This window comes from Pantoea sp. B550 (assembly GCF_024158165.1).
GTDB lineage: Bacteria > Pseudomonadota > Gammaproteobacteria > Enterobacterales > Enterobacteriaceae > Pantoea > Pantoea alfalfae.
Genome location: NZ_JAMYXI010000003.1, coordinates 58,973 through 82,695 on the forward strand (window position 1 = coordinate 58,973; position 23,723 = coordinate 82,695).

Consider the following 23,723-nt stretch of genomic DNA (forward strand, 5'->3'; position numbering starts at 1 on the left):
CTCCATTGAGAGAGCGGACGGGCCTGAAGACGGCCCGGGAATAAAATAATCAAATCTGGCGGAAACGGCTGCGTACGCTGAAGGTTTCAGACGTGACATAGCGCTCCAGGTCGCGCACGTTGCGCTCATCCCGTTGCAGGGTGCTCTCCAGCTGATCCAGCAACTCGCTGGCGGTTGGCTGGCGTTCGCCGTCACTGGCATTGGCAGGCTTCTCATCCAACACAAAACCCAGCACGAAGTAGGCGATCACCGTAAAGACAAACAGTCCAAAGAACAGCGATAACACCACAATAACCCGCAGCAGGCGAACCGGAATGTCGAGATACTCTGCCAGACCCGCGCAGACGCCCATCAGCTTGCCTTCATCAGGCTTGCGCCATAATTTACGACCTTTCATCATGGCTGCCTCCAGTTAGGATGCTCGGCGTCCAGAATCGCTTCCAGCGCATCGATACGTTCACGCATCCGCTGCGCATCCTGCGTGACGCGCTGCAGGCGCTGGATTTCGCTTTGCGACAGTTCCGAACCGCCGCTGCGTTTGTTGCTGTAATGCAGCCATAACCAGATCGGTGCGACAAACAGCACGAAGATCGTTAGCGGTATGGCGAGAAAAAGTGCGCTCATTGACTCTCCTTAATCACTTATCGCAACGTCGATGATTACTCACTGCGGTTCATTTTGGCTTTCAGCGCATTAAGCTGCTGGCTGATTTCATCATCCGCTTTCAGGTCAGTAAACTGCTGGTCCAGAGTTTTAGGTTTACCAAAACCGTGGCTTTCAGCTTCGGCTTCCATGTGGTCAATGCGACGTTCAAAAGATTCAAACCGAGCCATCGCTTCGTCGATTTTGCCGCTGTCGAGCTGACGACGCACATCGCGTGATGAAGAAGCCGCCTGATGACGCAGTGTCAACGCCTGCTGACGAGCACGCGTCTCGCTCAGTTTTTTCTCCAGCTCGCTGATTTCGCCTTTCATGCGTTCCAGCGTTTCTTCAACCTGGCCCACTTCCTGTTTCAGGGAGGCGATCAGGTCGGTGAGTTTCTGTTTTTCAATCAGCGCCGAACGCGCCAGATCATCTTTGTCTTTGCGCAGCGCCAGCTCCGCTTTTTCCTGCCAGTCAGCCTGTTGCAGCTCAGCCTGCTCAATACGGCGTGACAGCTGTTTCTTTTCAGCCAGCGCCCGGGCAGAGGTGGAACGCACTTCGACCAGCGTGTCTTCCATTTCCTGAATCATCAGGCGGACCAGTTTCTGTGGATCTTCCGCACGCTCTAGCAGGGAATTAATGTTGGCATTTACGATGTCAGCGAAACGAGAAAAAATACCCATAATGATGTTCCTCTTTTAATGTTTTAAAACGTGATGCCCTGCCTGATTAATACAATATGCGTGCCAACTTTTTATCATATTGATTTTAATGTAATTTTAAATTTTACAGCCTTTTCGCCTTGTTTTAAGATAGTCAAAATGATTAAGGGATGGCGAAATTCATCATGACAGGCACTAATGATAATCTGCTGGGTGAGTCTAATAATTTTCTGGAGGTACTGGAGCAGGTTTCAAAACTGGCTCCCCTTGAGAAACCGGTGATGGTGATTGGCGAGCGCGGCACGGGTAAAGAGCTGATCGCCAGCCGGCTGCACTATCTTTCTGACCGTTGGCAGGGACCCTTTATCTCACTGAACTGCGCCGCGCTGAATGAGAATCTGCTCGACTCTGAGCTGTTTGGTCATGAAGCCGGCGCCTTTACCGGGGCACAGAAGCGCCATCTGGGACGTTTTGAACGTGCTGACGGCGGCACGCTGTTTCTGGATGAGCTGGCAACCGCACCAATGCTGGTGCAGGAAAAACTGCTCAGAGTAATTGAGTACGGGCAGCTGGAGCGCGTAGGCGGCAATCATGCCCTGCAGGTTAACGTACGGCTGGTCTGCGCCACCAACGAAGATTTGCCCGCCCTGGCGGCGGCAGGGAAATTCCGCGCCGATCTGCTGGATCGTCTTGCCTTTGATGTGGTTCAGTTGCCGCCTCTGCGCGAACGTCGCAGCGATATTCTGGTGATGGCCGAGCATTTTGCCATCCAGATGTGCCGCGAGCTTGGCCTGTTGCTGTTTCCCGGATTTACCGCTAAAGCGCAGCAGGCCCTGCTTGATTACCACTGGCCCGGCAATGTTCGCGAGCTAAAAAATGTGGTCGAGCGTTCGGTTTATCGTCACAACAGCAGCGAGTTGCCGCTGGATAATGTCATTATCAACCCGTTCGCTTCACGCTCTGAACCGGTTGTGCTCCCGCGATTCAGTCAGGAGACGCAGCGTGGCGGCCTGCCTGCTCTGCCGCTGGATCTGCGTCAATGGCAGAATCAGCAGGAGCGGGATCTGGTCGATGCCAGCCTGCACCAGGCTCGTTATAACCAGCGCCGCGCTGCCGGATTATTAGGCGTCACCTATCATCAGTTGCGCGCAATGATGAAGAAGCACGATATAAAAGCAGAGAGTTAATTTACGCCACCCCAACCTATGATTTTTTCTCGTCCTTGTGAATTAACAACCCGGTATAAACCGGGCTGTTTTTCACGTTGAGCCATCTATCCATTATGTGTTGTGCGACTTAGGCCCCATTTTTTCAGGTTGCCTGATGGCAGGAACCAGACCGACGCCAGCGGTAGCCATCACCACGGCCAGCGCTGACATCAGCAATACAGCACTCATACCAAAGTGTGTTGCCAGCGGACCCGCGACCAGTTGTCCAAAGGGAATGGCGATAAAGGAACCCATCGCATCATAAGCGTACACGCGAGCCAGCTTATCCGGTGGAATATGAGTCTGTAATGCGTGCGCCCAGGTTACGCCGAACAGGCCCAATGACATGCCAGCAATAAAGAACCCTGCTATCAGCAGTGCTGCTGACGCATTCTGGCTCAGCATAAGTATTGGGAGTGCGTAAAGACCTGCCAGCATCGCGCCAATAAAGAGATCACGACGTGGATGCCATCTCATAGCCAGAAATGAACCTGCAATTAAACCCGCGCTATGGGCGGCCACAATAATTCCCCATCGCGCCCGTCCGAAAGAGGCATCGGCAATCATTGGGCCCAGTACCACGACGATGCCATTGAACGCGACGTTGATAATGGCAAACTGAAGGACTATCGACCAAATCCAGCTTCGTCCGGCGAACTCTGCCCAGCCTTCTTTGATATCACGCAGGATATTGCCTTGCGAAGTCGCGGCTTTATTCGATTTCACACGGATCAGGAAATAGAGCGGCGCGGAAACGGCAAAACCCAGCGCATCAATTGCCAGTCCCCATCCCGGCCCGACAGCGCTGGTGATAATTCCCCCCAGCGATGCCCCCATTACCGTACCGCCATAAATCCCCAGCTGAATTAACGCGTTAGCCTGACGCAAATCCGTTGCAGGAACCACCTGCGGAACCAGCGCAGACGAAGCTGGCAGAGCGATGCCTGCTGCCGCACCATTCAGGGCACCCAGCAAAGTCAGGCTAATGACGGTTGCTGAACCATTGAGTACAGACCAGGCGACGATAGCCTGAGAAACAGCGGCAACCAGCGCCGATACAACTAATACACGGCTGCGTGAGTAGCGATCGGCAATGACACCCCCTACCAGCAGAAATAGCACGTTGAACAGTGAGCGGGACGCAACAACTATCCCTAAATCAGAGGCAGAACCACCAATATCCAGTACCGCAAAAGCCAGCGCAATGGGAGCAATTCCATTGCCCAGTACGGTGAAGAGACGTCCGAAAAAGAGATAACGAAAGGATGAATGCTGAAAAGCCTGAGCGTTTTTTTGGAGTTTATTCATTGCCAGGAAGTAGGTGACCAGAAGATGAGCTTATAGTACCTGCGTTTTTGTAAAAGTTAAGCGCGATATTACACTTTCCAGCGTCAGATACATCGAATTCATGCGGATATAAACACAATCTATAATTCAAGGGATTACATGATTTACTATTCTGGTTTGAATCTTAACTAAACTAATGATACCAATACCCGTTAATAGTTGAAGTGGCTTTTAATCAGATTTACAGCAATTAATTGAATAATCCATTTCGCACTACATAACCATGGTGTGGAAAGATCCCAGCCATTACATATGAAATTATTAAATATTGATCTTTATCATTATGCCTTCGATTTTTTTAATATGCACTTGAGGTTTATGCGAAGCCAGCATTAACTCTCCTCCAAAAGGAATATAACTTAACCCATTAAAGGATTTTTAATATGGCTATTCCAGCATATCTTTGGTTGAAAGATGATAGTGGTGCGAGCATCAATGGTTCAGTAGATGTTAAAGACCGAGAGGGAAGCATTGAAGTTACGGGTTTTTCTCATAACTTAAGACTGCCGACTGATTCTATGACAGGCAAGCCCACAGAGACAAGAAAACATGCACCCATCATCGTTCAAAAAGAATTCGATTCCTCTTCGCCCTACCTTTATAAAGCAGTGGCAACTGGACAAACATTAAGGTCAGCCGAGTTCAGATGGTACAATATCAACTACGCAGGTCAGGAAGAAGAATACTTCAACATATTACTTGAAAATGTCAGAATTGTCGGTATGTCGCCCATTATGCATGACACTAAAGACCCTGAAAAAGAAAAACATAATCATCTTGAATGCGTTGAGTTTGCTTACGAGAAAATAACCTGGAAGCATTGTGATGGTAACATCATTTTTTCAGATAGCTGGAATGAAAAGGCATAAATCATGAGATATCCTGCCTTAGCGGCATCTCCATCTCCTCCTTATGATATTCTTTCATTTACTCCAGCTGGAGTTTCGTAGATAAACAATATGATGGTTGCACGTTTTCACAGGGGACACTCAGCCCTGACATATGTCTGGTTTTATAACCAGGTTAAAGGACATGGCCCATGGGATTATAAATTTCAACAGGGGAGCCAATATGAACATTTTGGTAATTTTCATTATGGTGCTGTGGGGCATGCCGCTGGAATAAAAGACACTGTTCTTCTTCGCGCAGCCGGTTGGGCGCAAAACCGGGCCGGAACCCGCAGAGAGGAATTTGATGTCTGGTATGGCGCAGCGCCTTTTGGAGATGACCCTGACGATCAATACTGGATAAGAGCTGGGATAGATTATGCAAAACGTTCCGGTTTTTAAAAAGCGCACGCTGGTTCTGATGCTGATGACTATTGTCTTTGCAGGCTGGCGGCTTTCGCAGTTATCACCGCTTGAACAGTCAATCATCAGGAAAGTTAACGTCAGCAGCCGGATTAACCTTTACATCACCGAAGCCAGTGCGGGTGCCACAACTGCCTTCTCATACCGTTTTTATCTTTATGATGCATCCCGAAGCGATGAATCTTTTAAAGAAAGTCTGAACGACGACCTAAAGCCTTTCCTGATCACCTCAGATGATGACGTCTTTCCTCGCGTTCGTGATAAGGCGATATATTTGACGATTAACGGCGAGATTTTCGCTTTCCACAATTTGCCTGGTATTCGCATCAACGAGGAGCCCTATTCCGTCCCGGTCTTCCTCACCGCCTCACCACTTTGATCCCCTTTGCTTGCAATCTCTTCCCCGTCCAGACAGGCATGCCACTCTACAAAAGCCAAAAAAAAAGCCCGCCAACAGGCGGGCAACAATACTGGAAGCAATGTGAGCAATGTCGTGCTCTTCTTCGGCAGAGCCACCGTCGAAGTGCAGGTGAATAATAATCATTCTTATTATCATCTGTAAAGCAGTTATTGAGAATTTTTCTCATTACCACACCTTCTGTGTGCGCATTATGCGTTGCGATGACGAAAATCAGGCTGCCAGTGGCTGCAGGTTTTGGGACTATGCCCGCTTTGCGATACACTTCGGTTAATGCCTCAAAATCGTTGAGTTCTATGTTAAAACTACTATGTTCGCTGTTGCTTGGCCTCAGCGCGTTAAGTGCCCCTGCGTGGTCAGCGCCTGCCGGTGATATACGTCAGACCGGCTTTGTCTATTGCGTCAGCGGGACGCTGAACACCTTTAATCCGCAGATGGCCAGCAGCGGGCTGACTGTCGATACGCTGGCAGCACAGCTGTATGACCGCTTACTGGATGTCGATCCCTACACCTATCGTCTCAAGCCCGATCTGGCGTCGAGCTGGGAAGTACGCGATAACGGCGCGACGTATCGTTTTCATCTGCGCAGTGGCGTCCAGTTTCAGCAGACTAATCAGTTTCGCCCGACCCGGCCGCTGAACGCCGACGATGTGGTCTTCAGCTTTGCAAGGATGTTTGACCGTCATCACCCCTGGCATAACGTCAATGGCGGTAACTACCCCTACTTTGATAGTCTGCAATTTGCCGATTCCGTACAGAGCGTGAAGAAGATCGACAACAGAACGGTTGAGTTCAGGCTTAACAGCCCGGATGCCTCGTTCCTGTGGCATATGGCGACCCACTATGCGCCGGTATTGTCGAAAGAGTATGCCGACCAGCTCACCGCTAAGGGCCGTCAGGAAGAGATGGATCGTCAGCCAGTGGGCACCGGTCCTTATCAGCTCAGTGAATATCGCACCGGTCAGTACATCCGTCTGGCGCGCAATCCTCACTACTGGCGTGGGGTGCCGCGTCTGCAACAGGCGGTGATCGATCTTGGCTCCGGCGGAACCGGGCGCCTCTCCAAACTGTTAACCGGTGAATGCGATGTACTTGCCTATCCCGCTGCAAGCCAGCTCAGCATACTGCGCGATGACCCGCGCCTGCGGATGACGCTGCGTCCCGGTATGAACATCGCCTATCTGGCTTTTAATACCCGTAAACCGCCGCTCGACCGCCCTGAAGTGCGGCATGCGCTGGCGCTGGCCATCAACAATGAGCGGTTGATGGAGTCGATTTATTACGGCACTGCCGAAACGGCTGCTTCGATATTACCGCGCGCATCATGGGCTTATGACAATGATGCACGCATTACCGGCTATGATCCCGGGAAGTCCCGCGCCGCGCTGGCTGCACTCGGCATCAGCGATCTTCATCTGAGGCTGGTTGTGCCTGCCGCCTCGCAGTCGTGGAATCCCAGCCCGCTGAAAACCGCCGAACTGTTACAGGCGGATCTGGCGCAGGTTGGCGTCCGGCTGACAATTGTGCCGGTAGAGGGACGTTTTCAGGAGGCGCAGCTGATGGCAATGAATCATGATCTGACGCTGTCAGGCTGGGCAACCGACAGTAACGATCCGGACAGCTTCTTCCGCCCGCTACTCAGCTGTGCGGCGATTCGCTCGCAGACCAATTACGCGCACTGGTGCTCTCCGGCTTTTGACGAAACGCTGCAGAATGCTCTGTTATCACAACAACTCTCTGGCCGCATCGACAGTTATGACAAAGCGCAGCAGATTCTTGCGCAGGAGTTACCGGTGCTGCCGCTGGCCTCCTCTCTGCGACTGCAGGCATTTCGTCATGATATCAAAGGGCTGGTACTGAGTCCGTTTGGCAACGCCTCGTTTGCCGGAGTTTATCGTGAAGCTGATGAGGGTAAGTAAGTGATTATCTATATTTTGCGCCGCCTGCTGCTGCTGCTCATTACCCTGTTCCTGCTGTCGCTGGTCAGCTTCAGCCTGAGCTACTTTACCCCTAACGCCCCGCTGGAAGGCGCTGCGCTCTCCGATGCCTGGTGGTTCTGGTTTAAAGGGATGCTGCAGTTTGATTTCGGCGTCTCCAGCACCAACGGTCAGGAGATTGGGCTGCAGCTGCGTGAGGTTTTCCCGGCCACCATGGAGCTCTGTATCCTGGCGTTTCTGTTTGCGCTGCTGGTCGGTATCCCGCTGGGGATTTGCGCCGGTGTGATGCGCAATAAATGGCAGGATAAAACTATCAGTGCGGTGGCCCTGATCGGCTTCTCTGCACCCATTTTCTGGCTGGCACTGCTGCTGACGCTGTTCTTCTCGCTGACCCTGGGCTGGCTGCCGGTATCGGGACGTCACGACCTGCTCTATCCGGTGCAGAATATCTCCGGCTTTGCGCTGATTGATGCCTGGCTGAGTCCTTCGCCCTGGCGGCATGAGATGATTATCAGCGCCCTGTCCCACCTGATTCTGCCGGTGCTGGTGCTGGCGATGGCGCCGACCACAGAAGTGATCCGGCTGCTGCGCAACAGCACCAGCGATGTGATGGATAAAAATTATGTCAAAGCAGCGGCCACGCGCGGTCTTTCGCGCTTTACGGTGATCCGCCGCCATGTGTTGCACAACGCGTTACCGCCCGTCATCCCGCGTCTGGGCCTGCAATTCTCCACCATGCTGACGCTGGCGATGATCACCGAAATGGTCTTTAACTGGCCTGGTCTGGGCCGCTGGCTGATCAACGCGATTCGTCAGCAGGATTATGCGGCGATCTCAGCGGGTGTGATGGTGATTGGCGGGCTGGTGATTCTGGTGAATGTGATTTCTGACGTGATTGGTGCGGCAATGAATCCGCTGAAACATAAGGAATGGTATGCCCTCCGATAATATTTACGCCGAAAAACGCCTGCCCAGCGCGTTTCGTCAGAGCTGGCATCATTTCTATGGCAACCCGATTTCGATGGTCGGCCTGTATGGCTTTGGCGCATTGCTGCTGCTCTGCCTGTTTGGCGGGTTCATGGCACCTTATGGTATCGACCAGCAGTTCCTGGGATATCAGTTGCTGCCGCCGTCATGGTCGCGCTACGGCGATGTCTCGTTTTTCCTCGGCACCGACGATCTGGGCCGTGACGTACTGAGTCGCCTGCTGAGTGGTGCTGGCCCGACGGTGGGTTCGGCGATTCTTGTGACGCTATTCGCTACGCTGGGCGCGCTGGTGCTGGGCGTGCTGGCGGGCATGACGCACGGCATTCGCTCGGCGGTGATGAACCACGTGCTGGACACCCTGCTCTCTCTTCCGTCGCTGTTGCTGGCGATTATCGTAGTGGCGTTTCTCGGGCCGCGTCTTGAGCATGCCCTGCTGGCGGTCTGGCTGGCGCTGATGCCACGCCTGGTGCGCGAGATTTACAGTGCCGTGCATGATGAGCTGGAAAAAGAGTATGTGGTTGCCGCACGCCTGGACGGTGCGCGTGGCCGTAATATTCTGCGTTACGCTATATTGCCAAACATTTTACCGTTGCTGATTACCGAAATTACCCGCGCGCTGTCGATGGCGATTCTGGATATTGCCGCACTCGGCTTTCTTGACCTCGGCGCGCAATTGCCTTCGCCGGAATGGGGTGCGATGCTGGGCGATTCGCTGGAGCTGATCTACGTTGCGCCCTGGACCGTGATGTTGCCCGGTGTGGCGCTGATGGTCAGCGTATTAATTGTTAACCTGCTCGGTGACGGCATCCGTCGCGCCGTCGAAGCGGGAGTGGAATAAATGCCATTACTTGATATCCGTAATCTGACCATTGAATTTATGACCGCTGACGGGCCGGTCAAAGCGGTCGACCGTGTTAATCTGACGCTGGGCGAAGGTGAAATACGGGGTCTGGTTGGTGAGTCCGGCTCCGGTAAAAGTCTGGTCGCCAAAGCTATCTGCGGCGTGACCAACGATAACTGGCGCGTGACCGCCGATCGCATGGTATTTGATGATGTGGACCTGCTGCGCCTCTCCCCGCGCGAGCGCCGTCGCATTATCGGACATAACGTCTCAATGATTTTTCAGGAGCCGCAATCCTGTCTCGATCCCTCTGAGAGCATTGGCCGTCAGCTGATGCAGGTGATCCCACGCTGGACGTATAAAGGTCCATGGCTTAAACGCTTCTGGTTCTGGCGCAAAACCCGCGCTATCGAACTGCTGCATCGCGTCGGCATCAAAGATCATAAAGACATCATGCGCAGCTTCCCCTACGAGCTGACCGAAGGCGAATGCCAGAAAGTGATGATCGCCATTGCGCTGGCTAACCAGCCGCGTCTGCTGATTGCCGATGAACCGACCAATGCTATGGAACCCACGACGCAGGCGCAGATATTCCGCCTGCTAAGCCGTCTGAACCAGAATAACAACACCACTATTCTGCTGATCAGCCACGACCTGCGCAGCATGAGTCAGTGGGCGGACCGCATTAACGTGATGTACTGCGGTCAGACGGTGGAAACCGCTCAGAGCGAAGATTTAATGAGTACGCCGCATCATCCTTATACGCAGGCGCTGATTCGGGCGATGCCCGACTTTGGCCGCGCGCTGCCGCATAAAAGCCGTCTCAATACGCTGTCAGGCGCCATCCCCTCGCTGGAAAGCCTGCCGATTGGCTGCCGTCTGGGGCCGCGCTGCCCCTACGCGCAACGCAAATGTGTTGAAACGCCGCGCCTCACCGGCAGTAAGACACATCTCTTCGCCTGTCATTTCCCGCTGAATATGGAGGGCCAGTAGCATGGAGACCCTGCTGGAAGTGCGCAACCTGAGTAAAACCTTTCGCTATCGCACCGGCCTGTTCCGCCGCCAGCACGTTGAAGCGGTGAAGTCGGTCAGCTTTACCCTGCGCGAAAAGCAGACGCTGGCGATTATCGGTGAAAACGGTTCCGGCAAGTCCACGCTGGCGAAGATGCTCAGCGGCATGATCGCCCCCACCGAAGGTGAGATTCTGATTGACGACCATCCGCTTACCTTTGGCGATTACGGCTATCGCAGCCAGCGCATCCGCATGATTTTTCAGGATCCCTCAACCTCACTCAATCCACGTCAGCGCATCAGCCAGATCCTGGAGTTCCCGCTGCGACTCAATACCGAACTCACTGCGGAAGAGCGCGAAAAACGCATTATCGCTACTCTGCGTCAGGTGGGATTACTGCGCGATCATGCTGGATATTATCCGCACATGCTGGCACCCGGTCAGAAACAGCGTCTGGGCCTGGCGCGCGCGTTGATCCTGCAACCCAAAGTGATTGTGGCCGATGAAGCGCTGGCCTCTCTGGATATGACCATGCGTTCCCAACTGGTGAATCTGATGCTGGAACTGCAGGAGAAACACGGAATCGCCTACATTTATGTCACTCAGCATCTGGGCATGATGAAGCACATCAGCGATAAAGTGCTGGTGATGCATCAGGGCGAAGTGGTCGAGCGCGGCGGCACGGCTGATGTGCTCGCCTCCCCGCTGCACGATCTGACCCGACGCCTGATCAGCAGCCATTTTGGCGAAGCACTGAGTGCCGAAGCCTGGCGGCGCGAGCGCTGATTTTTGCTGCATATCGCGGAAATTGCGGGCCGATTTACCTGATTTATGAGAGACGTGCTAGAATCCGCACGTCGATTAACGTCGGTCGCTTACTTTTTAACCATGCGGCCGCCAACTACAATGACCATAAGGATTACAGCTATGGGTTTTCTTTCCGGTAAGCGCATTCTGATTACTGGCGTTGCCAGTAAACTTTCCATCGCCTACGGTATTGCACAGGCGATGCACAAACAGGGCGCAGAACTGGCTTTCACCTACCAGAACGACAAGTTAAAAGGTCGTGTGGAAGAGTTTGCTAAAGATTTGGGTTCAGACATCGTGCTGCCATGTGACGTAGCCGAAGATGAGAGCATCAAATCGCTGTTCACTGAACTGGCAAAAACCTGGCCGAAATTTGACGGTTTCGTTCACTCTATCGGTTTCGCCCCAGGCGATCAGCTGGTTGGCGATTACGTGAATGCCGTTACCCGCGAAGGCTTTAAAATCGCGCATGACATCAGTGCTTACAGCTTCGTCGCGATGGCCAAAGAGTGCCGCGAGATGCTGAATCCAAATTCTGCGCTGCTGACCCTCTCTTACCTGGGTGCTGAACGCGCGATCCCGAACTATAACGTCATGGGTCTGGCGAAAGCGTCGCTGGAAGCTAACGTGCGTTACATGGCAAACGCGATGGGCCCTGAAGGCGTGCGTGTTAACGCCGTTTCTGCCGGTCCAATCCGTACCCTGGCCGCATCAGGCATCAAAGATTTCCGTAAGATGCTGGCACATTGCGAAGCGGTTACCCCGATTCGCCGTACCGTTACCATCGAAGATGTCGGCAATTCAGCAGCATTCCTCTGCTCTGATCTGGCTGGCGGCATCACCGGTGAAGTGGTACACGTTGATGGCGGCTTCAGCATCGCCGCAATGAACGAACTGGAACTGAAATAAGTTCTGCAAGGGCGAGCCTGGCTCGCCCTTCTCAATACGCCCGCCTTGCCCTTCCCGCCTGATTTCGCTGCCGTTATACCGTAACGCTATTAATTATCACCGATCATTCTTTTGCCCCGGACGGCCCATCAGCGACGATAAGCCTGCCCTTCGGTTAATGCACATTTTCAGATTGTGCCGCCTGCATGCCGAACCTGAATTTGTAAAAGGATTGATCATGGAACAACGCCGCTATCCGGGCCATAACCACTGGTTTTACGAGAGCCAGACCAGTCCACGTACCGCTCAGGCCGCACCGCTGGTGCCAGAGGCCGCCCATATCGACGATCGTTTCCTCCTGGGCTGCTATGCCGATAACGCTGTGGTGCAGTCATTGCTGCGCACGAATCAGCCAGCCCTGCTGGCAGCACGCGATCTGGCACAGCTGCTGTTTCCCGATCGCGTTGTCACCTCGCTGACGCACACCTTAACGCTCTACGACCGCCTCAGCACCGCGCTGACCGTGGCGCAGGTCGCAGGTGTACAGCGGTTGTGTAATCACTACTCTGCCCGCCTGAATCCGCTGCCCGGCCCTGACTCTTCGCGCGAGAGTAATAACCGCCTGACCCAGATTACGCAGTATGCGCGCCTGCTGGCGATGCAGCCTGAGCTGATTAACGCCAGTGCGATCACCGCTCTGGATGCCGTAGGCCTGACCGAACCCGATATTGTGACGCTGAATCAGGTGATCGGCTTTGTCAGTTATCAGGCCCGCGTCGTCGCCGGATTACAGGCGCTGCAGGCCCAGCCGGTACGCTGGTTACCGGGCACCACTGCCCCATCCGACGCCGACGCCACCGGTTTTGACCAGCCTGCCCACTGGCAGCCCGTGCTGAAGCCGCTGGAGCTGCGGTATGCCAGTGCCGAGCAGCTCGCTGCCGTTACCCGCTGTCAGTCTTTGCCCGGCATGCAGGATGCGGTATGGCTGCTGGTTCACGACCCGTCGACGCTCTATGGCTGGGCGCAGCTGCGTCAGCATCTCTCGCAGGAAAACACCCTGGCAGAGGCGACCGCCGCCCGTATTCTGGGCAGTCGCTGGGCGTTCCGGCTGCTGGCCGGGAATGAGGTTTTAATTGACGGTGTGGACGGGGTATCTCAAGGTGAAGAGCAGCAGATTATTGCGCTGGCAGCGCAGCTGACCCGCTCTCCTGAGCGATTCAGCGCGGCTCACCTGCAACCGCTGATGGAGGCGGGCTGGGAGCCTGAAGCACTGTTCGCGCTGATTCAGCTTGTCGCGATAGGAAACTGGAACAGTCGCCTGTTTTACGCTCTGGGCGAAGCGCAGTAGCCGGGCTAAACCGGCAACAGACCACGTGCTTCGTCAAAAAAGTGCTGAGCCAGCGGTGTGGCTCGGCCAGGTTCGGCGATGACCAGCGCCGCCTGGCGCGCCATCGGCGGCAGCGTAATGGCGCGCTGCTGTAATCCCTGTAATGAAGCGGGCAGCAGATGACCGACCGGCGACACCAGAAGCCCCAGACCGACCTGTGCACACTGCATCAACTGCATGACAGAGGCGCTCTCCACGATAACCCGTGGCACCAGCGTCGCTTCGCGAAAAGCCATATCAAGATAACGCCGGAAATAGCGCGTCGGCTCCGCCAGGCAGAGCGGCTGCTGTGCCAGCTCGTCCAGCGTAAGCGGAGTTTCTGCCACCAGCGCCGGGAAATGGTCGGGATGGAATATGGCTTCAACGCCCCGATCGGCCAGCATCTCGGTCTGGAAATGAAGCTCCCGTAGCGTCGCCATTTCGAAAAAGCCAATACCGACATCCACGGTGTGGCTGTTTAACGCTTCCAGCAGCTGGTCAGCACTGAGCACCGCAATGCGATAGTCGAGTTGAGGATAGCGCGCCTGCACGGCTTTCAGCAGAAGCGGCAATGCCACGCTGCACTGCGGCACTACGCCAACCCGCAGCGTACCGTTCACCCCATGTTTCAGCGATTCCACTTCCAGCTTCAGTCCCTGATAGACCGAAACAATTTCCCGCGCCCACGCCAGTACCCGATCGCCCTCTGGCGTAAAACCGGCAAAGTTATTGCTGCGGTTAATCAGCGGCAGGCCCAGTTCGCGCTCAAGATTTTTCAGGCGCATGGAGAGTGTGGGTTGTGTGACAAAACTGGCTTCCGCGGCCCGTCCGAAATGACGTTCCCGCTCCAGGTTACACAGGTAAATAAGTTGTTTAATGTCGATGTTCTTTTACCATCAGTAACTTACAGATTAATATTTTAGAGGGGCATACTTTTATGCACTAAGCGATGGATTAAAATTTAACTACCCTCTTACTGCCATTATTACGTTTATATTATGCCTAATGCAGTCATGCTTCAAACTGGCAGAGACCCGACCCGTCAGACAGTGAGTCAGTAAAGCTCATATCCTGTTCTGCCTGAGCCTGTTGTAAAGCAGAGCTTCCGTCTACACTTTCCCGTAGCGCTCATGACATCAGAATAAATTAATTTGAAAACAAGAAGATATGATTCAATTCTGTTTAGCCGCTCTCACAATTGGCGCATCTGTGGATACAAAGAATTTCTCTGCAGTGATTGATTTGTGTCTGATTAGTTAAAATTCGATGAGGTTAAGAATATTTATGGATGAAGTCGACCAGGCTCAGGTGCGTGAAGAAGCGCATCTTTCCGCATCTCTTGCAGCCCTTAAGCCAAAATTCAAAAGTCTCAAGGATCTCAAGGATTAAGCATGTGATGTAAAGATGAAGCTGTGGTAGCCAGCACTGCGGTCTGTTCAGTTGAGTGCGATGAAGACTATCACAAGTCTCGTCGGGTACAGAGCCAGCTTACAGGCGAATAGCCATCCTGTAGCCCTTCTTAACTCAGGTCTGGCCGAACTTCTGGTCAACAATGCTTTAGACGCGTTCCGGCTCACTACCAGACCTGGAAATGGACACGGTTGCGACCTTTATTTGATAGTCATGGCGGTCTTCTGCTCACACGTGGCGTCAGTCCGGCCCACTATAAAGACCTCTCTGGAGAGACTTAAGCATGCAGAAAGAGGCTAATCAGTCGATATTTCCAGCCAGCGCTGAAAAAGGCGTCCGGTCAGCAACACGGTGTTCACCGGACGGCTTCATTACGCATTAACCGGTTAATCCGGTTACATCGCCATATGCTCGGCAGATTTCAGATGCTGCTCGACTACAGGGGTATGTTCGTCTGCCAGTGTCTTCACATCCGGATCTTTTATCTTCATGGCATCACTCTTCAGCGTCGAAAGCACCATCTTATGGTCCATTACGCCTGCGTTTTCCATATACATTTTATCAAATGCGCCACCGCTCTGCTTTTCCAGTTTATCGGCCATGGCCTTGTGTTTAGCATCCGGCTCAGCAGGCAGTGTCACGCCTTTTTGTTGCGCAACCGCCTTAACTTTTGTCAGAGCGCTACTGTGATCATCGACCATTTTCTGAGCAAAGATTTTGACGTCAGCGCTTTGTGTTTTACTCAGCGCAATTCTGGCTGCGGCAACTTCGTTAATGTTGGCCTGCGCCATATCTTTCAGCGCTTTTTCATCGCCCGCGCTGAGCTTACCTTTGGCAACGGTCTGCTCTGCATTCCCGCCCTGCGGGGCGCTCGTCTCAGTCTGGGCCTGCACGCTGACAGTGCTGAACAGGGTGACGACTGCCGATATAGCCAGCAACCCTTTGAGGGAGTGATTCTTTTTCATTATATTCTCCTTAATATCACGAAGAGATCGATGGCAGATAACGCTCTTTATCATCGACGTGAAATAACAAATGTCATGGTCCATAAAGTGGACCTCCGATTTTAAGAAATCAGTCAGAATGTTGTTCTGCCACTGAATGGCTGTAACTTACGCAAACAGACAATAAAAAAGCAGGCACAAAGTTTCGGACAGAGCACCTTTCAATTAAACCTGACGCCGTTCATCAATTTAAACACGGCCTTCCTGTGTATTACCCCTTCGACTGACTGAGCCGCCTTTACGGCCGGCCTCAACCGCCCTCTCAGGGTTATTTTTGAAATTTCCACTGCTGGCCTTCCCTCCTTTACTTCCTGCTTCCGCAGCACGCTGTGGATTTTCTGCAAAATTACCTGCCCCGCCCCGATGATTTGTCATATTTTTTCCTCATATATCATTTTAAATAGGGTTTACTCATTAAGCATGGTTGCCTTTGCAGATAATCACAAACATAAACAGATAATTGCAGCAGAACAAAAACATTAAAAATGTCTTCCGCTCCGCTTATAAAAGAATTTTTATCTATCATAAGCAACAGCTTCGGAATAAAGCTTGTACAAAAAACCCACTCATTGTACAATTTAATTTAAGTTTCTTTTGAGATGATTCTTATGACCCACTCTTCTGTAACCGGCATTTTAATCAGTTATTATGAGTTTATGGGCTGGTATAAGGGGTCTGCAGAAATGCATGAAAACCAGAGCGGGATAATTTCGACAAAGACAAAAAATAAAATACTGGCATGACCGAACGGGCCATTAACTCAATGATTTATTGATTTTTATATGAGCGTTCAAAGATAAGAAGGAACGCTGACGGGCAGGCGATATTCTCTCAGTTCGTTTTCCAGCTTAATCATTGTGTCATGCCGATGTTAATTATCCATGAGCACATTTAAGCGTGTTTGTGCTACTGTCCTGGTGGCAGCATTAACCAGAATATAATGCTTATTATTATCCTGCTATAGCTCAGCTCTTTAACCACACGGTTCATCTGCGCTGGCGGAATGATGCAATCCGGATTTGCGCAATCCTGATACAAGCAGCAGAGATAATTGTCTGGCTTAATTAAGTATGCCCTTTGATTTTACTGGCCTGGTAAAGATGGCGTTCAGCGCCAGACAGAGTAACCCGGCTCCCACCGGCAATAAAAAATCATAGCTGAGCAATCTGTAAAGTCCTATACCGGCAATTCCGCCAACCAGAAACGAGAGCAGTGTCAGGCAGTGCAGCCGCAGCCGCCCCAGCCAGATCGGTGCATCTTTCGGTGATACTTTGCGCCGCAGCACCTCAAACAGCATCGCCAGCTCGATTCCAATATCAGTCGCCGTACCGGAGACATGAGTGGTGCGAACGCGGGCATTGGAGATGCGCGTTACCACCGCATTCTGCAGCCCCATCAAAAAACTCAGACTCAGGATCAAGACTACACCGGGCGACAGCGGCGGAAAGTGATTCTCAATTATGCCCAGCGTAATCAGCGCGATGCCCTCAATCAGGATAACGAAGGCATAGATAGTACGGATATTCCTGCGGTGCCCGGCATTAATCATCAGCGTTGAAAAAAAGGGAGCCCGCAATAAACAGCAGGACGATAGACAGAAAAAACAGGCCCGGCCCGAGACTGGCTTTTGCCAGATGATCGGAAAGCAACGAGACATTTCCGGTCATGTTAGCTGAAAAGAAACCGACAATTTCAAAGGCGGCAGTATTGAGCGCGCCTGCAGCAGCGGCAAGCGTGCAGGCCAGTCGGGTATCGGCGCTGTTGCTGCGGGCACTTTCTGTGCTGATTAGCATGACAACCCCGTATTCAGTGGAAAGCCGTATAATCCGCTCATTCTGCCGCCGTCACAAGGCGCGGCATCAAACATGCTCTTCTCTGCCTGACGAGACGCATCACAGCATCCCGCGCTGCATAGACGCAGCGCGGATGAAACCAGTTAGCTGTTTGCCAGACGGAAGGTGGAGACCGACTGCGTCAGGTACTGCACCTGCTCCTCCAGCGAGGCCGACGCCGCCGCAGATTCCTGAACCAGCGCCGAGTTCTGCTGGGTGACGCTGTCCATCTCGGTGACCGCCTGTTCAATCTGACCGATGCCGCGACTCTGTTCATCAGATGCGGTAGAGATGTGCTCCATCAGCAAATTCACGCGGCTGACTGAGGAGATAATCGCGCTCATCGCTTCGCCCGTCCGGCTGACCTGATCGGAACCGGCGTGGATGATGGAGACAGATTCTGCAATCAGCCCCTCAATCTCTTTGGCTGCGGTAGCACTGCGCTGGGCCAGATTACGCACTTCCCCTGCGACTACCGCAAAGCCACGTCCCTGCTCACCCGCACGGGCGGCTTCGACGGCCGCATTCAGCGCCAGAATGTTCGTCTGGAAAGCGATACTGTCGATAACGGTCGTGATCTCTTCAATCTTCTTCGAGCTGGCGTTAATCAGCGCCATCGATGTCACCACTTCCTGCGAGACTTTTTCGCCGCTTTCCGCATTTTTCACCGCTTCACTGGTCAGACGACAGGCTTCAAAGACGTTTTCAGTGTTCTGTTTCACCGTTGCGCCCAGCTGCTCCATGCTGGCTGCGGTTTCCGTCAGCGCGGCGGCCTGCTGTTCGGTGCGCGAGGCGAGATCGATGTTACCCGCCGCAATTTCCTGCGAGGCGGTAGAGACTGAGCGGGTTGAATCCCGCACCTGCAGAATAATGGCAGTCAGCGCGCTGCGCATCTGCTCCAGCGAACCCATCAGCATCTGAATTTCACTGCGTGAACCCGGTTTCACTGGCACTGTGGCATCCAGAACGCCTGCCGCAATAAGCTTACAGTGTTCCTGCGCATCATTGATTGGCGAAAGCACATAGCGCTTCATGAAGATGTAAATGGCGATGACGATGCCAAAAAAAAGCACGCCAAAGAGACCCAGCAGGGTAACACCCGAGGTGAAGTGACTCTGTGCGTCGCTGTTGAGCTTTTTGGCGTAGGTTTCGTGCTGCGCCAGAACACGGTCCAGAATGATTTCATACTGACGATCAAGGCGAACCACGGTGGCAATCTGATTTTTAAAGCGCACCTGATCGTGCGCCTCTGCCGCCTCGATCAACGGCTGTAAACCCTGCTGACGATAGGCCTGATAAGCCTGGCTATAGGCGTCGGCTTCCGCCTCTTCGCCCGGCAGACGCGGCGCGTTCATGTAGGCCTGGAATGCGGCATCCGCTTTACCCGCCACGGTCCGCACGCTGTCCAGCGTGGCGGGATTGCTGGCGTCACTGCCCTCAATCTCCTTCATGTACTCCATCAGACGGACACGCAGCGTACGGCTATGGTTGATCGGGTCAATCACCGAAAGCACCACGCGGATCTCTTTGTTGACCGCATTCAAAGAATGATTGCTCTGAATCAGCAGCCAGGTACTGATTGCCACGCTGGTAAGAAACAACGCCAGCAGGAAGGTGAAGATAATCAGGGAGGACTTTTTTAACGACATCGCGAAGTTCCGATAATAAGGAGGATGAGTCGCTATATCGGCAGAAAGATGCGGCCCATTAGGGCTGGGCTTTTTTTAGTTACAATAAGCGGGACGGCAGCGATCTGCATATCTGCAGGAAGAGGTGCTAACCGCCCGCGAGCGCCGGACGGTTAGCGAAGTAATCACGTCTGAAGAGAACTGTCGTTACGCGACGCCCAGCGCCATTTTCACTTCGTTAGCGATCTTCTCAACCTGCGGGCCGTAGATCACCTGAATGTCATGCTCGCTGACGCGATTTACCCCGTTAGCACCGGTGCTCATCAATGTCTGATCGACCACCTGATTCATCTCTTTGACCCTTACCCGCAAACGGGTAAAGCAGCAATCGACATCTTCAATATTGGCCTGCCCGCCCAGCCCGCTGATGATCACCTGTGTCCGCTCATCCGCAGCGACCTGCTGCGGTTTCTCTTCCTCCGACTCGCGGCCCGGCGTCTCGACATGCATCCGGGTGATCACCAGCCGGAATGCGTAGTAGTAGATCGGCGCGTAGATGACCCCCAGCGCCAGCGTCCACCACCAGTGGGTTTTCGCGCCGCCCAGCATGCCAAACACCACCAGATCGATGACACCACCCTGCACATTGCCGATCATCAGATGCAGCATCGACATCAGCATAAACGACAGGCCGGTCAGGAAAGCATGCAGCAGGTAGAGCACCGGCGAGACAAAGATAAAGCAGAACTCCAGCGGCTCGGTAATCCCGGTGGTAAATGAGGTCAGTGCGCCCGCCATCACCAGTGCTTTGACACGCTGTTTATGTTCGGGCCGCGCGGTGTGGTAGATCGCCAGCGCCGCAGCGGGCAGACCAAACATCATCACCGGAATCTTGCCCTGTGCCAGAAACTGCGTGGCGGTGCGCAGCGTCTCATCGGGGATAGAACCCGGATGAGTCAGCGAGGCATTAAAGATGTTGAGCGCGCCGACAACGGTCTGACCATCGACCACCGCCATGCCGCCAATCGGCGTAAAGCGCACGGTTTCATTCAGGATGTGATGCAGACCGGTGGGGATCAGGATGCGCTCAAAGGCACCCAGCAAAAATGCGCCGTACTGCCCGCTTTTGCCAATCATCTGACCTATCCAGGCGATACCGTCACCAATAGTCGGCCAGATCAGGGCCAGTAGTACCCCAACCAGCGGCAGACAGACCACGGTAACGATCGGCACAAAACGCCGTCCGCCAAAGAAGCTGATCGCCGTGGGCAATTGCTGGGTATAGAAGCGATTATGCAGTACCACCGTGATCAGACCGGCAATCACCCCGCCCAGCACGCTCATGTTGTAGGTAAAGACGCCCAGCATGTTGATATATTCCGCTGAGGTCATCATGGCGGTGGTCTGATCCATCCCCGCCTGCTGCAGTGCTGCCGGTGTGGTGGTGGCGGCGGTGATCCCTTTGGCCGCCAGCGTCGCGCTGATACCGACGTTCATCACGATATAGCCAATCACCGCGGCAAAGGCAGCGGTAGGTTTTTCCGCTTTCGCCAGTCCGATGGCACTCGCTACTGCAAAGAAGACTGGCAGGTTAGCAAACAGCGCCCCGGCGACTTTGCGGATAAACCCAATGATTAACTGCGGCACCTGCATCTGCGCAAAGGCCTCGCCGGTCACCGCCGGGTTCTGCATCGCTGCCGCCAGCCCGAGGAAAATACCGGCGGCAGCGATGACCGAGATTGGCATCATCAACGCTTTGCCGAACGCATGAATCTGGCTGGTCAGCTGTTTCATAGATTTGTGCCCTCTCTGAGAGTGAACAGCAAGTATTAGCGCGTTGTGGTGAGAACTCCCGTTATCAGCCAGTTAAAGGCGAGTAAAATCTGACCACCATCACAAATCTGGCCGATGCACGATAAACGCCAGCTATCGCACCATTAAGTCAATCAATTAGACAAGGTATGAGGATATCTGCAGACTTTGTTTCACCATCAGGCTATAACCTGATAACAAACACCAAACAATAATTCCTACTATAAAAAGCCTGCACTCAATATGAAATTTAAACGCCAAATCAAACCCTACCGCGCGGCTGCGGGCGGCTGGGGTTCACTGGAAGCCACTACACGTTTCGTTCTTGACAGCAAAGCGGCCCTGAAAAATATGCGCAACCTGATGCGCATGAACAAAGCACGCGGTTTTGACTGTCCGGGCTGCGCCTGGGGTGATGACAATAAAAGTACCTTCAGCTTCTGCGAAAACGGCGCCAAAGCGGTGACCTGGGAAGCGACACGCCGCATGGTCGACAGCGATTTTTTCGCGAAGCACAGCGTGACAACGCTTTATACCCAGAGTGACTACTTCCTGGAGTATCAGGGGCGTCTGACCCATCCACTGCGCTACAACGCGGAAACCGACCACTACGAGCCGATCAGCTGGGATGATGCCTTTGCACTGATAGCAGCGCACATTAAGGCGATGGACCATCCGGACCAGATGGAGCTTTACACCTCTGGTCGCGCCAGCAATGAAGCCTCCTGGCTTTATCAGCTGTTTGGCCGCCTGATGGGCACCAATAACTTCCCTGACTGCTCCAACATGTGCCACGAAGCCAGCGGCACTGGTCTGAAGCGCAGCATTGGCGTCGGCAAAGGCACCATTCGCCTGGATGATTTCGACCACGCTGATGCCATTTTTGTCTTCGGGCAGAACCCTGGCACCAACCATCCGCGTATGCTGCACAGCCTGCGTCACGCTGCCGATCACGGCGCGAAGATCGTCACGTTTAATACCCTGCGCGAGCGCGGTCTGGAACGTTTTGCCGATCCGCAGAAACCGCTGGAAGTGGTGACCTCGAAAGCCGGCAACATCAGCTCCTCCTATTACCAGCCAAACCTTGGCGGTGATATGGCGGCGGTACGCGGCATGGTGAAATCCCTGCTGGAGACCCATCGTGCGCGTCTGGCCGCCGGTGAAAGTGGCCTGTTTGATCAGACCTTTATCAATGCCAAAACCAACGGCATTGAGGCCTATCTCGACGCGGTGGATAACACCAGCTGGATGCAGATTGTGGCGCAGTCTGGTCTGACTCAGGCGCAAATCCGTGAAGCGGCTGCCATCTATCAGAGCGCTGACCGCGTGATCTGTACCTGGGCGATGGGCATTACCCAGCATAAGCACTCGGTCGACACGGTGCGCGAAATCACCAACCTGCAACTGCTGTTTGGCCAGCTGGGCAAAAAAGGCGCAGGCCTCTGCCCGGTTCGTGGTCACAGTAATGTGCAGGGCAACCGCACCATGGGTATCGATGAGAAACCGGCCAAAGCCTTCCTGGATGCGCTGGGTAATCATTTTGGTTTCGAGCCACCGCGTGCGCCAGGCCACAACACCGTTGAAGCGCTGAACGCGATGCTGCGTGATGAAGTCAAAGTGCTGATCGCGCTGGGTGGCAACCTGGCTGCGGCTGCGCCGGATTCACCACGCACCGAAGAGGCGCTGTCACGCTGTGGTCTGACCGTGCATATCAGCACCAAACTGAACCGCAGCCATCTGGTGCCGGGTCACGAAGGGCTGATTCTGCCAACGCTGGGTCGCACCGAGCGCGATACCCAGGCAACCGGCAATCAGTTCATTACCGTGGAAGACTCCTTCAGCATGGTTCACGCCTCTGAAGGGATCGGTATTCCGCTGGCGGAAACGCAGCGTTCAGAAACCTCGATTGTTGCGGGTATCGCCCAGGCGGTGCTGGGCGATGAGAAAGTGAAATGGCGCGAGCTGGCGGGTGATTACAACCTGATCCGTGAGCACATTGCCGCGACGATTCCGGGCTTTGCCGACTTCAACGCCAAATGCGATATCCCGGGTGGTTTCTATCTGGGCAATGCAGCAGCGGAATTGCGCTTTAATACGCCAAGCCAGAAAGCGGAGTTCAACGCCTCGGCGCTGCCGACCTCGCTGTTCCCGACGCTGGATCAGGATGTGCCGTTCACGCTGCAGACGCTGCGTTCCCATGACCAGTACAACACCACTATTTACGGTCTTGATGATCGTTACCGTGGCGTGTTTGGTCAGCGTGAAGTGGTGTTCATCAACCCGGACGATATGGCAGATCTGGGCTTCACCGAAGGCCAGAATGTTGATATCGAAACGCTGTGGAATGATGGCATCACCCGTCGTGTCAGCGGCTTCAAACTGGTTCCCTACAATATTCCGCGCGGTAACCTGGCGGCTTATTACCCCGAAACCAACCCGTTGGTGCCGCTGAACAGCTTTGGCGATGACAGCGGTACACCGACCTCTAAATCGGTGCCGGTAAAGCTGGAACGCTCTGAGGCACTGGCCGATCAGCGCATCGCCTGATAGCGCCTTCGCCACTCCCTGAAAAGCCGGTTCGTCCGGCTTTTTGCCTTGCCGCGCGGCGTCGA

At 53.7% G+C, this 23,723-nt stretch carries 21 protein-coding genes and 1 pseudogene; 12 read left to right on the forward strand and 10 right to left on the reverse strand.

Features of this window, described 5'->3' with window-relative positions; all coding sequences use genetic code 11:
* Positions 1–49: 49 nt before the first annotated feature.
* From pspC to pspA, 3 genes are read right to left on the reverse strand one after another with little or no spacing between them, the layout of a single operon-like run.
* Positions 50–400 carry an envelope stress response membrane protein PspC gene (gene pspC, locus NIM72_RS03340; protein ID WP_013357981.1) on the reverse strand — a complete coding sequence of 117 codons (351 nt, stop codon included), beginning with the start codon at positions 398–400 and terminating at the stop codon, positions 50–52.
* Positions 397–624 (reverse strand): envelope stress response membrane protein PspB, encoded by a 228-nt coding sequence (gene pspB / locus NIM72_RS03345; RefSeq protein WP_161735233.1) that lies wholly within the window; start codon positions 622–624, stop codon positions 397–399. The genes pspC and pspB overlap by 4 nt, the downstream gene beginning before the upstream one ends.
* A 35-nt stretch (positions 625–659) precedes the next feature.
* The gene (gene pspA, locus NIM72_RS03350) at positions 660–1,325 is read right to left on the reverse strand and encodes a phage shock protein PspA (protein ID WP_098050427.1); all 666 of its coding nucleotides are present in this window, start codon (positions 1,323–1,325) and stop codon (positions 660–662) included.
* A 164-nt stretch (positions 1,326–1,489) separates the two neighbouring features.
* Here pspA and pspF point away from each other — a divergent pair, with 164 nt between their 5' ends.
* Positions 1,490–2,491: a phage shock protein operon transcriptional activator gene (gene pspF / locus NIM72_RS03355; RefSeq protein ID WP_161735239.1), complete on the forward strand. Its 1,002-nt coding sequence runs from the start codon at positions 1,490–1,492 to the stop codon at positions 2,489–2,491.
* Positions 2,492–2,584: 93 nt separating this feature from the next.
* Here the strand turns inward: pspF and NIM72_RS03360 are convergent, their stop codons facing one another.
* The gene (locus NIM72_RS03360; RefSeq protein ID WP_253418732.1) at positions 2,585–3,820 is read right to left on the reverse strand and encodes an MFS transporter; all 1,236 of its coding nucleotides are present in this window, start codon (positions 3,818–3,820) and stop codon (positions 2,585–2,587) included.
* A 422-nt stretch (positions 3,821–4,242) separates the two neighbouring features.
* Here NIM72_RS03360 and NIM72_RS03365 point away from each other — a divergent pair, with 422 nt between their 5' ends.
* From NIM72_RS03365 to NIM72_RS03410, 10 genes are all read left to right on the forward strand, one after another.
* Positions 4,243–4,728 carry an Hcp family type VI secretion system effector gene (locus NIM72_RS03365; protein ID WP_253418735.1) on the forward strand — a complete coding sequence of 162 codons (486 nt, stop codon included), beginning with the start codon at positions 4,243–4,245 and terminating at the stop codon, positions 4,726–4,728.
* Positions 4,729–4,818: 90 nt separating this feature from the next.
* Entirely contained in the window at positions 4,819–5,148 is a 330-nt protein-coding gene (locus tag NIM72_RS03370; protein ID WP_253418738.1) for a polymorphic toxin type 44 domain-containing protein, read from the forward strand.
* Positions 5,126–5,548 carry a hypothetical protein gene (locus NIM72_RS03375; protein ID WP_161736798.1) on the forward strand — a complete coding sequence of 141 codons (423 nt, stop codon included), beginning with the start codon at positions 5,126–5,128 and terminating at the stop codon, positions 5,546–5,548. Before NIM72_RS03370 ends, NIM72_RS03375 begins: the two co-directional genes overlap by 23 nt.
* Before the next feature lie 335 nt (positions 5,549–5,883).
* On the forward strand, positions 5,884–7,506 hold the full coding sequence (gene sapA / locus NIM72_RS03380) for an ABC transporter substrate-binding protein SapA (protein ID WP_161736799.1): 1,623 nt from the start codon (positions 5,884–5,886) through the stop codon (positions 7,504–7,506).
* Positions 7,507–8,472, forward strand: coding sequence for a putrescine export ABC transporter permease SapB (gene sapB, locus NIM72_RS03385; protein WP_161736800.1), 966 nt, complete (start codon positions 7,507–7,509; stop codon positions 8,470–8,472).
* Positions 8,459–9,349: a putrescine export ABC transporter permease SapC gene (gene sapC, locus NIM72_RS03390; RefSeq protein ID WP_013357991.1), complete on the forward strand. Its 891-nt coding sequence runs from the start codon at positions 8,459–8,461 to the stop codon at positions 9,347–9,349. Before sapB ends, sapC begins: the two co-directional genes overlap by 14 nt.
* Positions 9,350–10,345 (forward strand): putrescine export ABC transporter ATP-binding protein SapD, encoded by a 996-nt coding sequence (gene sapD / locus NIM72_RS03395; protein WP_161736801.1) that lies wholly within the window; start codon positions 9,350–9,352, stop codon positions 10,343–10,345.
* Position 10,346: 1 nt separating this feature from the next.
* Positions 10,347–11,150, forward strand: a complete 804-nt coding sequence (sapF, locus tag NIM72_RS03400; protein ID WP_161736802.1) for a putrescine export ABC transporter ATP-binding protein SapF — start codon at positions 10,347–10,349, stop codon at positions 11,148–11,150.
* A 141-nt stretch (positions 11,151–11,291) separates the two neighbouring features.
* Positions 11,292–12,080 (forward strand): enoyl-ACP reductase FabI, encoded by a 789-nt coding sequence (fabI, locus tag NIM72_RS03405; protein ID WP_090960651.1) that lies wholly within the window; start codon positions 11,292–11,294, stop codon positions 12,078–12,080.
* A gap of 217 nt (positions 12,081–12,297) precedes the next feature.
* Positions 12,298–13,407 (forward strand): oxidoreductase, encoded by a 1,110-nt coding sequence (locus tag NIM72_RS03410; protein ID WP_222925424.1) that lies wholly within the window; start codon positions 12,298–12,300, stop codon positions 13,405–13,407.
* A 5-nt stretch (positions 13,408–13,412) separates the two neighbouring features.
* On the opposite strand, the gene NIM72_RS03415 is transcribed toward NIM72_RS03410, so the two are convergent.
* From NIM72_RS03415 to NIM72_RS03440, 6 genes and pseudogenes are all read right to left on the reverse strand, one after another.
* A complete protein-coding gene (locus NIM72_RS03415; RefSeq protein ID WP_161736805.1) occupies positions 13,413–14,309 on the reverse strand; it encodes a LysR family transcriptional regulator in 897 nt (298 codons plus the stop codon).
* A 921-nt stretch (positions 14,310–15,230) separates the two neighbouring features.
* Positions 15,231–15,800, reverse strand: a complete 570-nt coding sequence (locus NIM72_RS03420; RefSeq protein ID WP_161736806.1) for a DUF4142 domain-containing protein — start codon at positions 15,798–15,800, stop codon at positions 15,231–15,233.
* A 228-nt stretch (positions 15,801–16,028) separates the two neighbouring features.
* Complete coding sequence (locus NIM72_RS03425; protein WP_253418741.1) at positions 16,029–16,214, reverse strand: general stress protein; 186 nt, start codon at positions 16,212–16,214, stop codon at positions 16,029–16,031.
* A 685-nt stretch (positions 16,215–16,899) separates the two neighbouring features.
* Positions 16,900–17,632: pseudogene (locus NIM72_RS03430) on the reverse strand (YoaK family protein).
* Between the two features lie 143 nt (positions 17,633–17,775).
* Positions 17,776–19,320 (reverse strand): methyl-accepting chemotaxis protein, encoded by a 1,545-nt coding sequence (locus NIM72_RS03435; protein WP_161736292.1) that lies wholly within the window; start codon positions 19,318–19,320, stop codon positions 17,776–17,778.
* Positions 19,321–19,506: 186 nt separating this feature from the next.
* Complete coding sequence (locus NIM72_RS03440; RefSeq protein WP_253418744.1) at positions 19,507–21,093, reverse strand: PTS transporter subunit EIIC; 1,587 nt, start codon at positions 21,091–21,093, stop codon at positions 19,507–19,509.
* A 261-nt stretch (positions 21,094–21,354) separates the two neighbouring features.
* On the opposite strand from NIM72_RS03440, the gene NIM72_RS03445 reads away from it, so the two are divergent.
* Positions 21,355–23,658, forward strand: a complete 2,304-nt coding sequence (locus NIM72_RS03445) for an FdhF/YdeP family oxidoreductase (RefSeq protein ID WP_253418747.1) — start codon at positions 21,355–21,357, stop codon at positions 23,656–23,658.
* Positions 23,659–23,723 lie beyond the last annotated feature (65 nt).

Coding starts and splice junctions, on each gene's coding strand:
- pspC (WP_013357981.1), bottom strand. CDS start 400: ATGATGAAAGGTCGTAAATTATGGCGCAAGCCTGATGAAGGCAAGCTG.
- pspB (WP_161735233.1), bottom strand. CDS start 624: ATGAGCGCACTTTTTCTCGCCATACCGCTAACGATCTTCGTGCTGTTT.
- pspA (WP_098050427.1), bottom strand. CDS start 1,325: ATGGGTATTTTTTCTCGTTTCGCTGACATCGTAAATGCCAACATTAAT.
- pspF (WP_161735239.1), top strand. CDS start 1,490: ATGACAGGCACTAATGATAATCTGCTGGGTGAGTCTAATAATTTTCTG.
- NIM72_RS03360 (WP_253418732.1), bottom strand. CDS start 3,820: ATGAATAAACTCCAAAAAAACGCTCAGGCTTTTCAGCATTCATCCTTT.
- NIM72_RS03365 (WP_253418735.1), top strand. CDS start 4,243: ATGGCTATTCCAGCATATCTTTGGTTGAAAGATGATAGTGGTGCGAGC.
- NIM72_RS03370 (WP_253418738.1), top strand. CDS start 4,819: ATGATGGTTGCACGTTTTCACAGGGGACACTCAGCCCTGACATATGTC.
- NIM72_RS03375 (WP_161736798.1), top strand. CDS start 5,126: ATGCAAAACGTTCCGGTTTTTAAAAAGCGCACGCTGGTTCTGATGCTG.
- sapA (WP_161736799.1), top strand. CDS start 5,884: ATGTTAAAACTACTATGTTCGCTGTTGCTTGGCCTCAGCGCGTTAAGT.
- sapC (WP_013357991.1), top strand. CDS start 8,459: ATGCCCTCCGATAATATTTACGCCGAAAAACGCCTGCCCAGCGCGTTT.
- sapD (WP_161736801.1), top strand. CDS start 9,350: ATGCCATTACTTGATATCCGTAATCTGACCATTGAATTTATGACCGCT.
- sapF (WP_161736802.1), top strand. CDS start 10,347: ATGGAGACCCTGCTGGAAGTGCGCAACCTGAGTAAAACCTTTCGCTAT.
- fabI (WP_090960651.1), top strand. CDS start 11,292: ATGGGTTTTCTTTCCGGTAAGCGCATTCTGATTACTGGCGTTGCCAGT.
- NIM72_RS03410 (WP_222925424.1), top strand. CDS start 12,298: ATGGAACAACGCCGCTATCCGGGCCATAACCACTGGTTTTACGAGAGC.
- NIM72_RS03420 (WP_161736806.1), bottom strand. CDS start 15,800: ATGAAAAAGAATCACTCCCTCAAAGGGTTGCTGGCTATATCGGCAGTC.
- NIM72_RS03425 (WP_253418741.1), bottom strand. CDS start 16,214: ATGACAAATCATCGGGGCGGGGCAGGTAATTTTGCAGAAAATCCACAG.
- NIM72_RS03435 (WP_161736292.1), bottom strand. CDS start 19,320: ATGTCGTTAAAAAAGTCCTCCCTGATTATCTTCACCTTCCTGCTGGCG.
- NIM72_RS03440 (WP_253418744.1), bottom strand. CDS start 21,093: ATGAAACAGCTGACCAGCCAGATTCATGCGTTCGGCAAAGCGTTGATG.
- NIM72_RS03445 (WP_253418747.1), top strand. CDS start 21,355: ATGAAATTTAAACGCCAAATCAAACCCTACCGCGCGGCTGCGGGCGGC.